Origin of the sequence: Paenibacillus andongensis (genome assembly GCF_025369935.1) — a bacterium.
Taxonomy (GTDB): domain Bacteria; phylum Bacillota; class Bacilli; order Paenibacillales; family NBRC-103111; genus Paenibacillus_E; species Paenibacillus_E andongensis.
In genome coordinates this window covers 7,027,481-7,042,947 of the sequence record NZ_CP104467.1, presented here as the reverse complement: position 1 = coordinate 7,042,947, position 15,467 = coordinate 7,027,481, and the positions used below count along the sequence as shown (strand labels likewise).

The following is a 15,467-nucleotide window of genomic DNA, read 5'->3' as shown; positions in this document are numbered from 1 at the left end:
AGAGGTGTCTGAAAATGACTGAAAGTATTGGAGTAGCTAAGGAATTAACTATCGCTTGGCTTCGGGATAAGTATGAGAAACAAGAATTGACTCCTCGGGAAGTGATCGCGGCCATTGTGCAGCGCTCTTCAGATGATGCTGCAATGAATATTTGGATTACACCGCCAACGATGGATGTCATTCAGCCTTACTTGGATGGATTAAAATCTCTTTCTATGGCTGATGCGCCGCTTTGGGGAATTCCTTTTGCGATCAAGGATAACATTGATCTGGCTGGTGTGCCGACGACTGCTGGCTGCGCGGAGTATGCGTATACGCCGACGGAGCATGCGGGCGTCGTGGAGAGATTAATTGCCGCAGGAGCGATTCCGGTCGGCAAGACGAACTTGGACCAATTCGCGACGGGGCTTGTCGGCGCGAGAAGTCCTTACGGTGACGCGCATAACGCGCTTCGCCCGGAACTGATTAGCGGCGGCTCGAGCTCCGGCTCAGCCGTCTCGGTAGCTCGTGGCCAAGCGGCGTTCTCGCTTGGCACGGACACGGCAGGCTCGGGCCGCGTGCCTGCTGCACTCAACCGATTGGTTGGCTATAAGCCGAGTCTCGGCGCTTGGCCAACCAAAGGGGTAGTGCCTGCCTGTGCGAGTTTAGACTGTGTAACCGTCTTTGCGCACAGCTTGGATGACGCGCTCGTCGTAGACGGCGTAGTGCGCGGGCTTCACGCGGATGACCCTTGGTCACGCAGTGTAACAAGGGAAGCCACTAAGCTTCCGGCCAAAGTTTTTCTGCCGGAAGGTGAGTTTGGCTTTTATGGTCCGTATGCTTCGGAGTACCGCGCTGCGTGGGATGCTGCTGTTGAAAAATTAAAGGGATTAAGTGTCAATTTGAACATCCCTGTTGAATATATCGATGTTACGTTGTTCGCCGAAGCGGCAGCGATTCTGTATGAGGGCCCGTGGGTGGCGGAAAGATGGGCGGCTTTGGGCAGCTTCATTGAAGCAAATCCAGGCATCGCTTACCCCGTCACGGAAAAGATTCTTCGTTCAGGCTCCGCTGCCGAGTACGATGCGGCATCCGTGTTCCACGCGATGCATAAGCTGCAGCAGTTCAAGCTGGAAGCTCGCAAACTGCTGAAGAATGCCGTACTTGTCATGCCTACCTGCGGGGGGACATGGACGCGCGGGCAAGTGCTTGCTGATCCTATAGCCACGAATCGGGATATGGGTCGCTACACGAATCATTGCAATCTGCTTGATTTGTGCGGGGTTGCTGTGCCGGCGGGTGATGCGGCGCCGCAGACGCCTTTTGGCATCACGTTCTTCGCACTCGCTGAAGAGGAGAGCTTGATCTGCGGCGCAGCCGAGCAGTTCGTGGCGGGGGCTGTGGACGCCGAACTGGAATCGGCTGCTGGAGCTAGTGCGCCGCGTCTGACGGACTCGGCGGCGGATGAGGTTGCCGTGGCAGCGGCGCCGACGACGCTGGTTGCGGTCTGCGGCTTACACATGCGTGGCTACCCGCTGGAGAAGCAAATGCTAGGCTGTGGAGCGCGGTTCATCCGGGAGGATGAGACCGCAGCGAAGTACAGCCTGGTGAAGCTGCCGACCACGCCGGCGAAGCCGGGGCTTGTGAAGCAGCAGCAGGGCGGCGCAGCCATCCTGCTGGAGGTTTGGGAGATGCCGCTGGAGGCATTCGGCGGCTTTGCGGCTGCGATCCCAGCTCCGCTGGGGATCGGGAAGGTTGAGCTCCGGGACGGTACGGAAGTCCCGGGCTTCGTTTGCGAAGCTTACGCGGCCGCAGGCGCGGAAGATGTAACGGCTTTGCGCACATGGCGCAAAGTGGTGGCTTTGTAAGAAGTGAGCGGCGCCTGCCTGCTGATAAGTTTTTGCCCCAACTTGGAGAGGCGCAAGCCGACGAAACGTGTTTTAGTTAAATGAAAGAAGGGGCTTCCCAACAGAGTAAACCCGAATGAATGAATCCCATACAATGTGCAAAAGAACCTTCAAACCAACCATTAAAGTGGTTTTTGAAGGTTCTTTTGCAAACTGAATATTACTTACAAAGCGGGGAATCTAGGCGGCAATTGTTGCATTTTTTACAACATCATTCATCCGAGAATAGGGATTTATTCATCACCTCTGTGGAGTGTGTATGATCCGGGGCCGCTCTGTTGTTTATCGCATGTTGTATCAATCGCATTCATAAGCATAGAAAGGAGTTATTTATCGTAAGGAGGATGCAATGGTAAATAACGTATTGTTTTTCTCCGATATGGGGGTTGATGACGCCGTCGCTCTGATGTACGCTAGCTTTACGAAGACAATCAATATAGTCGGAATTGTTTGCAGCTACGGCAATGTACCAGTCGAGGATGCTGTTAAGAATGCACACTTTCTTCTCCGTTTATTGGGACTGAAAGATGTGCCTGTCATTAAAGGGGCGGAACGGCCGATGACGGGTGAAACTCCGACTTATAGTTCCAAAGCCCACGGGACGCATGGGCTCGGTTCAATAGTTCCACCTTTCGCATCGGAGGGGCAAAATTTTGGAATCGTGAAATCGATCCTTGAACGATATGCTGGCGAACTTATCATTGTCGATACCGGGAGACTAACTTCTCTTGCAATGACAAGTATGCTGTATGGGAAATTGATGGAAAAGGTGAAGGGATATCATATCATGGGTGGTGCCTTTCTTGTTCCCGGTAACGTTACGCCAGTGGCTGAAGCAAATTTTGCTGGCGACCCCGTTGCAGCAGATCTTATCATGAGGAATGGCGGGCCTATCTCGCTGTTTCCGTTAAATGTGACCCATAAGGCCATTGTGACGCAAACTATGAGTGATTCAATCGATCGGGCAGGGAAAGCGCCCCTTTTCAAACCAATTTTTGATGTATATTACGATTTTTATATAACTTCCATCCCCCAATTGCAAGGTGCCCCTGTGCATGACTTACTTCCCATGATGGCTCTTGTTAATCGACATATGTTCCAGTGGATGAGTAGAGCGGTTCATGTTGTTACCCAAGAAGGAATCGCGAAGGGGCAAAGCATTGCCGATTTTCGACTAAACGCCACCACCCAGCCAAATGCGATTAGGATCGCACTAGATTTGGACTACAGGCAGTTTTATTGGAATTTCATGACTGATATGACAGATAAAAAAGGATAATCGATAGCTCCATAAGGGCTTGATTATCCTTTTTCTTTTTTACCACATATAAGTTTTCAGTTCCCGAACGGAAAAAGTACGCTTCCCCTCGCGCTACTTAGCCATCAAAAACTCATTCGTATATAAATCCTTAATCGGGATGTCATCCTTAATCATGCCGGCTTCTTTCATCTGGCTTACTAGTGTTTTCCAACGATCCTCAGACATGTAGCCAACACCATGGGCTTTGGCATCACCGCCGAAAATGTAATCTTTCGCAACGGCTTGAGCATCTTTCAAGTGATCCACGTCGTAATCCTTGTTTACTCCGTTAAGCGTATTATTCACTTCATCGGCATGAGCATAATAGTAGTCCCAGCCCTCGGTTGTTGCTTTTAAGTATCTTTTGATCAAATCTGGATTCTTTTTAATGAAGTCATCGGTTGCGATGACGACGTTGCCGTAGGGGTTGTAGCCAAGGTCGGCATTGAGGAACCAAGCGACGTCAACGCCTTGCTTTTTCAGGACGTAGGGTTCATTGGTGGCAAAGCCTTGCGTGATGGAGTCTTTATCTGCGCTAAAGCCAGCGAGGGAGCCGGTATAATTTTGAACTTGGACTTTATCGAGTTTATATTTGTAGCTGATGTATTGCCAGAAGGGAAAGCCTACAGCTGTGTACACTTTGCGCCCGTTCAAGTCTTCGATCTTCTTAATACCGGAGTCTTTGTGGTAGATTAGGTTTTGCGGATTTGTCTGCAAGTTTGCGTAGATCACTTTAACTGGGATGCCTTCTTTGCGCGCGAGTACGACTTCGTCGGCGTTAGCCATGGCGAATTGTACCTTACCTGATGCGACTAGCTGAATGTTGGATACTTGTGGTCCGCCTTGTTGCAGTGTGACGTCAAGGTCTGCTTTCTCATAAAAATGGGCGACTTGCGCGGCGTAGTGTCCGCCCATTTCTGGTTGTGCGAACCAGCTCATTGCCTGGGTGACTTTATCCGGTTGCTTAGTGGTCTTGGTGCTTTCTGTGGGAGTATTTCCGCCTGTTGCTGCTGTTGATTTGGCTGTTGATGTCGATGTTGAACCAGCTGTACCTGTTGTTGCTGTATTGCTCGTTCCGCAAGCTGTGAGAAGGATGATCATCGCAATAGCGGCCGTGCTAGCCTTTGTTGTCCCCAGTAATTTCATTGGAATCTCCCCAGTCCTTTTTATTTTTCTACATCTTCCAAGCGCGCTGCAGTTGTCTCCCTGCAACAGGCACGCTTCGAACGCTGACGATCTCACGTGGAGGGGCGGCAGCGACCGCATGCTCAGCATTTATTGCATCAAGCAATATGAAATCTGCAGTGTCGCCTATCTGGAAAGCAGCTGCGGTGGAACCTAAGTAAGGATAAACAGATCGCAGTCGCTCATCGTCATTCCAACGGTTAATGTCCGCCATTCTACGGCCTCTAGCAAGCTGATCGGTAAATCCGAAGGGTGTCCAAGCGTCCAAGCCGGTATGGTCGGAGCCGATGTAGACTCTTACACCTTGTGTGGTTAATTGCGTTACGCGAGGCATAGCTGAGTCAATGGGAACGCTAGTGACAATAGCAATGTCCAACGTTCCTAGCCGCCTAGCTATAGCCAAGGATTCAGCTTCTGACACTTGGCCTAGGCAATAGGCGTGGCTGACAGTGACTTTACCGCTTTTACCACTTTGCTCGGTGTAGTCCATAATGCGCTCTAAGGTGAACAAACCCAGATGCCCTGGATCGTGCAAGTGAATATCGACCTCCGCGTCATGGACCACACTTAGATCGAATATGGCGCTCAAGCAGGCTTCTATATCCCGGTCAACGCCTGCAGGGTCAACACCCCCAACGATAGATGCTCCTTCTTGGAGTGCTTGCTGGATAAGGCTAACCGACTGTGAGCGAATTAATCCTTGCTGAGGGAAAGCGACGATTTCGATGTCCAGTGTGCTTTTGAACTCCTCTTGCAGCCCTCGAACCATCTCCAAATGCGTCAGTCCAATCTCGAGATCGATGTCGACGTGGACGCGAAGACGTGTGGTTCCGAAGTCTAACATTTGTTGTAGAATCGTTCTTGCACGCTCCATTTGCCCGCTTTTCATAGGCGCTAACAGGTCTTTTTCCATTTGAAACTGCTCAAATAACGAACCGACCTTTCCTCGTGAAACCCACTCTCGATCCGGGAATGCTTTGTCCAAATGCACATGATAATCTTTAAAAGTAGGCAGCATCAGCATCCCTTGTGCATCCCAAGTCACCCTCTCCCGATCACTCGTCCGAGGAACGATTTGGGCAATGACGCCTTGGTCTAAATAGATGTCGTGTAGACCTCCGTTAACATGAACGTTACTTAACCACTGTCCCATGAATACTGCTCCTTTCATCCTAGTTTCCAATGCTGCTAATGCTTGCTAGTTTGTAAATAGTTACGGAAAAGAAAGGCCAACTTTAAGCGCAGTACGTCACTCATTTTTTTGAAATCCATTTGCAAGATGTCAGCAATTTTCTCAAGTCGATAAGAAACTGTATTGCGATGAATGAATAAAAGTCGGCTCGTTTCATTGATGGAACCGTCATATTCGAGGTACACCTCGAGCGTTAAAGCCAGCTCTTGATCAATATGTTTGTTATTGCCGTAAATGGGCTCTAGGACGTAATTGTAGTAGCTGCGCATCGCTTCCTCAGAAAGGTGCTGGAACAACGAGAAAAGCTCGATAGATTCATGATGCAAAACGATTTGGTTCATGCGCAGCCTGTGGGCCACGCGGCTAGTTTCCAAACACTCGTTATAAGCGTCGTACACCAGCTCCGGATGAGCTTTGGCTCGACTAACCCAGCAATTCAAGCCCGAAGCGGAAGTTCTTGTTGTCAGACTAGATAGGCAGGTTGTAAGGGCGGCGATAAATTCTTTCTTATGGAACAACCGCTCCTCCGGTAAGGCGAAGATCGAAAACAATCCATCAGCGATATAGAGATGCTCAGACTCATAATGCTGCATCATGGGATGATAAATGAGCTCCTGACGCACTTCATTCAACAGTCTTTTGGCATTCGGATGCTCAGGTGAGACCGTTGTGAACACACACTGATAAGTGGTGGAAAGCACGCTTAGGTGATAGCTCTTGCAGCTTTTCATAAAATCATGAAAGGAGAGCTCTCTCCCGAAGAAGTCCGTAAAAACCTGGCTAAGCGCATGCTGTCGAGAAGGGTCTTTGCCCTTTTGAATATCCAAACCAAGATGATACGTTAATATTTCGGCCGCTTGGTGAAATAAGGCTTCTTCTTCCTTGAGCGTGAGCGGAGAATTTAGATACACTTTGAAAAAGCCCGTGCAGCCTTGAGGGTCCATCAAAGGAATGCGAAAACATCGCGTATCTCCGAAGCCTTCCCATTGCGCGTTTTTGTGCCATGGCCACTGATGCAGCAGGATATCTTCCGCCCACGAGGTATTATGAAATAGGACATTTCCACTGTGCCCGAACACGGCAATGGGCTGCCCCAAAATCCCCGAAATCATATGGAAAATATCCGACGATTCCTTATGTCGCAGTGCAAACTGCATGAGCTGCTTTTGTTTTTCCAGAATGGTTTGTAGTTTTTTGGTCGTTTTGGTGTGTTCGGCGTTGAAGAGGGCGTCCATCTGATCGGAAAAGGTGAATTCATACGGCAGCTCAAGAATGGGGATATCTAATCGATTCGCTTCATCGAATAATTCCTGTGGAATTTGAGACCAGTAGCGGCCTACCTTGATGCCGAGGCCTGCGCCGCCACGTTCGTCTAACATGCGTAATAGTGTTAAAGCTACTTCCAGGTGGTCTTTCATGGCGAAGGCGGTGGTGAACAGCATCTCACCGGACTTGACCCAATCGCCGGCATCGGGAGCATCCATCACATTGACGGATCTTAAAATACGGGATACGCCTTTCTGTCCAGCCACCAGCTTCGCATGAGATAACGGGTAAATCGTTAGCGCTTCTTCAACAGTCAGATGCATCAGGACCCCACCTTTCTTTCATCAAGAGCCACATTCTCATGGTAAAAGGTTGTTTGCTTCATGGTGGAAGCGACCAGCTTGCCTTTCTTCCATACGTACAGCCTCGGGGCTCGTTCGTAGACAACACTCCGAAGGTCAAATGCGTCACATAATACAAGATCTGCATATGCGCCAACTTGTAACCCGTAATGATCAATCTGAAGAGCTTGTGCGGCGCGAGTTGTTGCCATTTCGGCAATCGTGACCACATCCTGCTTGGAACCCATATAGGCGGTTTGGGCGAGAAGTAGTCCGGTATCCAGAGGATCGGCGGTGCCAAAGGGGGTGAAAGGATTTTGAATATTGTTGCTTCCGAAAATGACATTAACGCCTTGCTCTAATAGTAAGGAGACAGGAGTTAAGCCCCGGCGGGGGCGATGATCATCACCACGACCGTTCAAATAGAGATCCGTCGCCGGCAAACACATGACATGAATACCGGCATCTGCGATTGACTTGCAAATTTCTTTGGCTTGTTCGTAAGGGAGGGACCCTAGGGATGTGAGGTGTCCGACGCTGACGCGCCCCTGCATGCCGTGCTCGTGCGTCATTTGAATGATCGTGAGAATCGCCAGCATCTGCGGGTCATCGGAGAAATCTACGTGCAAATCCAGAGGTTTATTGAAGATGCGGGCTAGTTTGAAAATAATGCTTAGATGCTCTTCGAGATTCGGATCTTGATACGTAATGCCGCCAACCACATCTGCTCCTAGCTGTAAGGCTGTCCTCAGAAGTTCTTCTGTACCTGACTGCTTAATGATACCTTCTTGAGGAAAGGCCACAATCTGTAAGGTAAGGGCATTGTGGTAGCGTTTTTTCAGCTCCAACATGACTTCGAGGCCGATGAGTTTGACAATAGGGTCAATTTCTACATGACAACGCATGTGTGTAACGCCGTGAGCAATCGCTTGTCGAATCACTTGTACAGAACGAGACTCGATATCTTCTTTCGTGAACGTCCGTTTAAGCTCCAAGGTCGATGCCATGGCTTGCTGTACCGTGAGAGCTTCTTCTTTCATTTGATTCAAAAGATAAGCTTTATCCAAGTGGATATGCGGTTCTATGAATCCGGGGAGCAGTACGCGTCCATGGGCTTCTATGATATTTCCTCCGCTAAGGGAGTCAGGTCGATGCTCGTTAAGGCAAACAATCCTTCCCTCTTTAATGCCGACATCCATGAATGTGCTGAAATGAGGATTAGAGAAACGTTGGATGATCAAATCGGGCTCCATGCCACTTCACCTCGTGATTATGTCAATTAATCTAACGTTAAATTGTTTTTGTTAAGTGAATTATAGGTCTGTCATGTAAAATGAGTCAATTTAATGTCGGGATAATTGTGTATTTTAATAAAATAGATCCTGAAATTGTGATTTTGTAAAACTAATGTATGAATAACTCACATACCATCCCTCTTTTCATCGATTTAAAAGAGCTCTCACCACGGAAATTTTGCTTCTTCCCACCTTCACCTTCGACCTGCTTTCTGACCTCTGTTCTTTGTCCCTCTTTTTACGACTCCATACTGATCTTATTAGACTTATCCACAAAGTTACACACAGTATCAACATGTCCACAGAGCAGGCTGTGTATAATAAATCGGACAATTTATGCACATATCCACAGGTGGACTTACCCACAGCTATGTCGGCTTCTAACACGGAGGGGAACTCCTTAAGAAGGATTCCATTGGGGAGATTCCGGATATTCTTTTATTTAGTCTTTTCTAATATGGCAAATAAGTGTATGGTATCTTAGGTGAAAGGTAACATTAACCATATCGTTGGAAGTTGTGGAGGTATTATGAAGAAAATTTTGAGCATTTATTTAACGGATCTTAGGAACTTGTGGAAAGTGCCCACAGGTCTTTTTCTTATGATTGCACTAGCTATTTTACCGTCCGTGTATGCCTGGATTAATCTAGAGGCGATGTGGGATCCCTATGCGAATACGTCTGGTATCAAAATTGCGGTAACAAGCAATGACGAAGGGGCAACAGTCAAAGATAAAACCATTAATATCGGTAACGAAGTTGTGGATAATTTGAAAAATAATCATTCCCTAGGTTGGACGTTTGTAAGCGATCAGGAGGCTTTGGTTGGTGTAGAACGAGGGGATTATTATGCAAGTTTGATCATTCCTGCCGACTTTTCACGAAAAATTACAAGCATTGTGGATGGCTCGATGGAAAAGCCGGAGATTTTATACACGGTAAATGAGAAAATCAATGCGGTTGCACCCAAAATTACGAGCAAAGGCGCTTCCAACGTGACGGCGCAAATCAGTGAAAATTTTATTAAAACGGTGAGTTCGTCTATTTTGACGCGAATGAAAGAGCTCGGTATCGACTTGGAGAAAGAGCTTCCAACGATTCGAAATATGGAGTCAAGGATCTTTGAGTTGGAAAAGCGCTTGCCAGAGATTACGGCTATGGGTGACAAAGCACTGGAGATCGAGCAGAAGCTGCCCGAAATCAAGGAGAAGGGACAGAAAATCGTCGAGCTCGAGAAACGAATTCCCGAAATGGATCGGGCCGGAGATACGGTTCTAAAGATTGAAGAACGTTGGCCAAAGATTGAAGCAGCTGCGCAAGAAGTGTTGGTCATTCAACAGAAACTGCCGGAGATCCAGCGGGCCGCTGATCGTATCGCAGAGCTGGATCAGAACTTCGGCAAGGTGGAAGAGGCTCTGAACACGGCGATTGATAAATCACGCAAGGCGGACGAAATTGTTACCGCGGCGTTAAACACCCTGCCTAAAGTCGAGGCCATTGCTGCGCAAGGTGGCGCATTTGCAACCCAATTGGTTAACTTTCTGCAAAATAATGATGCTGCGTTCCAAGCGATAATCCCTGTCGTGAAGCAGAATTTGATATTACTTCAGCAGACAGCAGATGCTGTGACTCAACTTACTGGCTTGCTCCAGGATGCTAATCTTGACCCGCAGAAAGCTTTGGCTGCTATAGGTCTGCTCACGGATCGCCTTACTGCTGGTGTGACGGTCATTGACCGTACAGTCGACCTGCTTACGCGTTTGAATACCTACTTGCCGAATGGCCCGTTTACCGATTCCATAGACCGTTTGAATAGTGTGAAATCCAATTTCAATAACCAACTTCAAACGTTAAGCAAGATCCAATCGGCCATTCAGCGCGGGGAAAAGCCAGCGAAAGATCTTGTGGATAATTTGAACACATTGTCCAAAGAGGCGAGCAGTACATTAGGCAATATCTTGTCGCGTTACGACTCGGAAATTGTCCCGAATATCACCAAGGCACTGGGGCAATTGAAGTCTATTGCCCAAAACTCAGCTACTGTGCTGCAGACACTGCAGTCCCAACTGCCGAATATCAAAGAGATCTTAGTGGACGCGCAGAGCGGCATTCATTTCGCGCAAGCTCAGCTCGATATGCTGCAAAAGGATCTGCCGAATATCCGTGCGAAGGTACACGAAGCGTCAACGACTCTTCAAACCAAAATGAACGAGTTCACCAACGCAATCAATGAGGCCGCGCCGTTCGTTCGCAATGATCTACCCAAAGTCGAGCAAAAGCTGCATGAGGCAGCAAACTTTGTGCGCAATGATTTGCCGGCGGCGGAGGATGAGATCCGTAAATTATCCGATCTGTACCAGACGAAATTTCCGGAGGTCGAGAGTGCTGTTCATCTAGCGGCCAACCTTGTGCGCAATGATCTGCCGGAATTTGAGGCGGCTATCCGCAAGGCTGCGGATCAAATCCGTAAGGTCGAAGGCGGGGGCAGTATCGAAGAGATTCTGCGACTGCTGCAAAATGATATTCAAAAGCAGAGCGATTTCCTCGCGAATCCTGTGCTGATTAAAGAGGATAGGCGTTTTCCTATTCCGAACTACGGGTCGGCGATGTCGCCTTTTTATACAACGTTATCCCTGTGGGTAGGCGCTATGCTTCTTGTTTCGATGATGAGAGTGGATGTGGATAACCCGGACGGCCTGCTGAAGCCTCGTCATGTCTACTTTGGACGTATGCTCATCTTTCTGACAGTTGGATGTCTCCAAGCCATTATTGTCACGCTCGGGGATATGTATCTCCTTGGAACATATGTTGTGGATAAGTTCTGGTTCATTTTGTTTGCGATTCTTATCAGCAAAGTGTTCATAACCATCACATACACATTAGTCTCCGTATTCGGAAATATTGGCAAAGGCATTGCGATCATTTTCCTTGTGCTTCAGTTTTCCAGCTCCGGCGGCACTTTTCCGGTTAGCACAGCATCACCTTTTTTCCAAAAGCTTAACCCGCTCGTGCCGTTCACTTATGCGGTAGGTGTCATGCGCGAGGCGGTTGGCGGCATGCTGCTCTCTGTGGTGCTTAGGGATGTGTTCTTCCTTTGCGTGTTCATTGCGATTTGCTACGTCATTGCTCTTGCACTGAAAAAGCCGCTTAGTGGCTATACGAAGAAAGTTGCGGAAAAGGCGAAGCAGACGAAGCTGATTTCTTGAAGGAAGTTATGTACCTATTGCTAGGCATAAGGGGAGGGGGGCTTTTGCTGAAAACATTATTACTGGCGAGCGCAATTTTACAGGCGATTTCCCCCAATATAGAGGTGTTTGACATTGATTTAAGTAAGGTTACGAAGATCACTTCCTCATCCAAACAAATACAAGGGGAAGTTCTGGTCTGGTTAAAATCGATCAATGGCATAGATGGCAAAGTGAAATTTGAACCCCCTCCGCATGGCGTGATGATCAAAATTCCATTATCACCACCACTTAAAATTGAAAATGTGTGGGTTAATGAAGTGATTTCAGAGGTCTACCTTATTTACAGTAAAAATGAAAAAGCCAGATTACTTTTGTTTACTCGCGAAAATAAAGTAATGCTGGTTTATTTTGAGGCGGATCCTACCCCCTTTGTAAAACGGATTTCTACAAACTAGCTTTTCGGACTTGTGCTTAGTCACAGGTCTTTTCTATGTGTTTTTCCTTTTTGCGAAAATAGAACTTAGACTTTGGTCTAGGTTTTTTCGCGACCTTTGGCTAACGAAAGACAGTACCTTGGTGCGTTAAGAACTTTTTTGATCTCTTTTATAATGAAGATAACGTAAAGGAGAGCGAGGAATTGATGTGAAAAAAACTTCGTGGTGGTCATATATAATGGCTTGCAGCGGCTTGCTATTGATCCCTCTAGTGGGTCTCATCTACATTCATCTGAATCAGGCGGACGGGGTGGCTTACAGCTTAGTTACGGATTTGGATCGGCAAATTCCATTTATGAAGAGCTTCGTTATACCTTACCTGTCTTGGTATGGATTTCTGTTGGTTGGGTTCTTATATTTGGCTTATAAGGATCGCAGCATGTACTATAAAACACTTTTTCAGTTCATAATGGGTCTGCTCCTGTGTTATGGGGTATATGCTATATATCAGACCACTGTTCCTCGGCCGGAGCTAACCGGAAGCGATTGGCTGCTGCGGATGGTACAGTGGGTGTATCGCTCAGATCAACCGTTTAACTGTTTTCCAAGTACGCATGTGCTAACTTCGTATTTAATGATGAGAGCCTATTTAAGATCAACAGTTATATTTTGGCCTTATAAAATAATCGTTACGTGCATGTCATTGCTCATTATTATATCGACGCTGCTCGTAAAGCAGCATGTTCTGCTGGATATTGTGGGTGCAGTGCTGGTTTCTGAGGGTGTCGTGTACGTTGTGGAACGTTTTAGAATGGGTTTGTTGAAAGAATCGGTGGCTGTGAATACGCAGCAGCGAAAGTTCGAAGGGGGACTTAGAAGATGAAACATAGGGACAAACTATTAATCCTGACAGGCAGCCTAGGGGACGGGCATAATAAAGCGGCGCAAGCAATTCTGGAAGCCGCACGGTTTTATAAACCGGATGTGGACGTAAAAGTGGTTGATTTCCTAGAGTGGACGCATCCTTACCTGCATTCGGTGGGCAAATATTGTTATATGCAGTGGGTGAAAAGTCTGCCTTCGGTTTACGGGTATTTGTACCGCAAGACCCGAGAGGATAATACATTGTCTCATATGTTTAAAAAGATGAAATCGTTCAGCACCGATAGGATGCTGGAACTGCTGCAAGAAGAGGAGCCGACGGAAGTAGTGTGTACCTTTCCAGGGGCGGCCGCTGCGATGTCCTATTTAAAATGTAACGGACTAACGACGGTGCCTACTGTGACAGTGATGACCGATTATACGGATCACAGTTACTGGGTTCATCCCGGTACGGATCGCTATCTCGTTGGTGCCGAGCATGTGAAGCAATCGCTTCTGCGTTACCGGATTCCGGAGCAGCGTATTGTAGTGACGGGTATTCCGATTCGGAGGCCATTTACACAAACGTATGATCGGAATGAGCTTCGTGATAAGCATGGTTTGCACCGTGATATGCCTACCGTGCTGGTGATGGGCGGCGGACATGGTTTGATCGGCAAGCAATTCAAGTCTGTGCTGCAATCAGACGATTTGGCAGTGCCGGTGCAGTTTGTATTCGTATGCGGACGCAATGAGAAGCTGAAGCAGCAGCTAGAGGAAGAGCTAGGCGGCGAGAAAACGCGTCATCGCGTGATGGTCACAGGCTTCGTGGATCATGTCCACGAGCTGATGGCTTTATCCGATCTGATCGTGACGAAGCCGGGAGGACTTACCGTATCCGAGGCGCTCGCGCTCGAGCTGCCGATGATGCTGTACAAGCCGATTCCTGGACAAGAGCAGGATAATGCGGCATTTCTTGTTGGCCTTGGAGCGGCGATTGAGGTGAAGAAAGCGGCGGAGCTAAAAAGACAATTGCTTGAGGTTATCGCCAACAAGTCTTTGCTGGTGAGACTTAAGAAGAATGCCAAACTTAGTCTGCAGAACCAAGATGCTCTTCACACGCTGAATGCGATATTGGATACTCACCATCATTTCATCCCTGCCATGGATGGCCTGCAGCTAGCCTACGCAAATGTTTAATTCGTTTGGCTATCAACAACGAATGTAAAGTTCGTTTTGTTTTTGGAGTCCCTTTCTCCCTCTTTTTCCCCTTCGAAAAGCACCGTACTTTGGCTCAAATTGTACAGGTGCTTTTTTGCTGTCAAGTTTGGTGTCAACGTGGGGGTTTCCGGATTTTTCATATTTAAATCTGCGAATTAGGGATTTACTTGACATGTTGTTTTTGTCAATGGACCAAGAGGGCTCTTTAATACTATGTTCCTACTTATCCTCATGCATCGTAACCACGATGTCTTGCTCATAATTTCCAAATTGCTTGCCGAACAAAGTAATGCCGCCGCAATTTGCGGAGTCTTCTAGTGATGCAATTCGGAAATGGATGTCTTTTGCGAAAGAAATATGTAAGTCTTGGATGGTGACGTCAGAAATCTTCGTTCCGTCCAAGTAAGATCCTTGCGGATTGACGGTGATGATTTTCAAAAGACCGTGCTGAGTGAAGCCATTTCCCCACCATTCCGGAGATAGTACGCCTCTTTGTTTTCCGAAATCACCGGGGCTGGTCCACTGACCTAAGGGAATTTCATTGATAAAGAAAGAAATATCAGATGGCCAATTCTCGTTAAAGCCTGGTGCCTCGGAACAGATTTCAAAAGAAATTTCCATCGAGCGAAGCTTTTGATTGCTGTGAAAAAAGTTAGGGATTCTATATTCCACATAACCGCTGCCGAACCAGAGGATGCCGGCGTGCACATGATGGGGGTCAGCAAAATATCTCGGATCATCAATGACACCGATGATTTGCGTAGGCGAAGCTAGACCGCACGTAGGCCTCACCTCGAAGGATGAGTATTGTCCAACCGGAATTGAAATCGTATTCGTCGGATGTTCATACGGTTTCTTTGCTTTGAACTGAAGCATGGCTTGCTCGAGCTGCAGATAACATACTTTCTGTGTTCCGCGAACACCTGTCATACTTTCGGACATAACAATTCCGGCTTGTTCTAGCTTCTGTATATGCTTAGTCACAATAGCGGATGAAATCTCCAACCGCTGTGATAATTGTTTGATATTCAAAGGTTCTTCACCTAGGAGCTCAATGATTTTCACTCGGGTCTCCGAGGAGAAACATTCTAGAAAGGACATATTTTTGGTCGAAACCTCAATTTGCATAGTGGGACCTCATTCTAAAGTTTTTATTCATTGTATAACTTGTAGGTTAATTAAACAACGCTAAAAGAGATTGAACTGCATGTTTTGCTGGCATTTGGCAATTTCCTCCCTATAAAAGAATAAAAAAACGCCCTTGCGCCACATGGCTCAAGGACGTTCTTCGTCTAACAG

11 protein-coding genes are annotated in these 15,467 nt (G+C 47.5%); 6 read left to right on the top strand and 5 right to left on the bottom strand.

Annotated elements, in window-relative coordinates:
• Window positions 1–14: 14 nt before the first annotated feature.
• Together atzF and NYR53_RS31380 are read left to right on the top strand one after the other, a co-directional pair.
• Entirely contained in the window at window positions 15–1,847 is a 1,833-nt protein-coding gene (gene atzF, locus NYR53_RS31385) for an allophanate hydrolase (RefSeq protein WP_261302950.1), read from the top strand.
• A 388-nt stretch (window positions 1,848–2,235) separates the two neighbouring features.
• Window positions 2,236–3,165, top strand: a complete 930-nt coding sequence (locus tag NYR53_RS31380) for a nucleoside hydrolase (protein ID WP_261302949.1) — start codon at window positions 2,236–2,238, stop codon at window positions 3,163–3,165.
• Between the two features lie 93 nt (window positions 3,166–3,258).
• Here NYR53_RS31380 and NYR53_RS31375 read toward each other — a convergent pair whose 3' ends face one another.
• From NYR53_RS31375 to NYR53_RS31360, 4 genes are read right to left on the bottom strand one after another with little or no spacing between them, the layout of a single operon-like run.
• A complete protein-coding gene (locus NYR53_RS31375; RefSeq protein WP_261302948.1) occupies window positions 3,259–4,332 on the bottom strand; it encodes an ABC transporter substrate-binding protein in 1,074 nt (357 codons plus the stop codon).
• Between the two features lie 28 nt (window positions 4,333–4,360).
• Window positions 4,361–5,524, bottom strand: coding sequence for an amidohydrolase family protein (locus NYR53_RS31370; protein WP_261302947.1), 1,164 nt, complete (start codon window positions 5,522–5,524; stop codon window positions 4,361–4,363).
• A 35-nt stretch (window positions 5,525–5,559) separates the two neighbouring features.
• Entirely contained in the window at window positions 5,560–7,152 is a 1,593-nt protein-coding gene (locus NYR53_RS31365; RefSeq protein WP_261302946.1) for a PucR family transcriptional regulator, read from the bottom strand.
• Entirely contained in the window at window positions 7,152–8,423 is a 1,272-nt protein-coding gene (locus tag NYR53_RS31360; RefSeq protein WP_261302945.1) for an amidohydrolase family protein, read from the bottom strand. The genes NYR53_RS31365 and NYR53_RS31360 overlap by 1 nt, the downstream gene beginning before the upstream one ends.
• A 571-nt stretch (window positions 8,424–8,994) precedes the next feature.
• On the opposite strand from NYR53_RS31360, the gene NYR53_RS31355 reads away from it, so the two are divergent.
• The 4 genes from NYR53_RS31355 (at window position 8,995) to NYR53_RS31340 (ending at window position 14,147) form a co-directional block, all read left to right on the top strand.
• A complete protein-coding gene (locus NYR53_RS31355) occupies window positions 8,995–11,670 on the top strand; it encodes a YhgE/Pip domain-containing protein (protein WP_261302944.1) in 2,676 nt (891 codons plus the stop codon).
• Window positions 11,671–11,714: 44 nt separating this feature from the next.
• On the top strand, window positions 11,715–12,107 hold the full coding sequence (locus tag NYR53_RS31350) for a hypothetical protein (protein WP_261302943.1): 393 nt from the start codon (window positions 11,715–11,717) through the stop codon (window positions 12,105–12,107).
• A 187-nt stretch (window positions 12,108–12,294) separates the two neighbouring features.
• Window positions 12,295–12,969, top strand: coding sequence for a phosphatase PAP2 family protein (locus NYR53_RS31345; protein ID WP_261302942.1), 675 nt, complete (start codon window positions 12,295–12,297; stop codon window positions 12,967–12,969).
• Window positions 12,966–14,147, top strand: coding sequence for an MGDG synthase family glycosyltransferase (locus NYR53_RS31340; protein WP_261302941.1), 1,182 nt, complete (start codon window positions 12,966–12,968; stop codon window positions 14,145–14,147). The genes NYR53_RS31345 and NYR53_RS31340 overlap by 4 nt, the downstream gene beginning before the upstream one ends.
• 240 nt (window positions 14,148–14,387) lie before the next feature.
• On the opposite strand, the gene NYR53_RS31335 is transcribed toward NYR53_RS31340, so the two are convergent.
• A complete protein-coding gene (locus NYR53_RS31335) occupies window positions 14,388–15,269 on the bottom strand; it encodes an ArsR/SmtB family transcription factor (protein WP_261306589.1) in 882 nt (293 codons plus the stop codon).
• Window positions 15,270–15,467 lie beyond the last annotated feature (198 nt).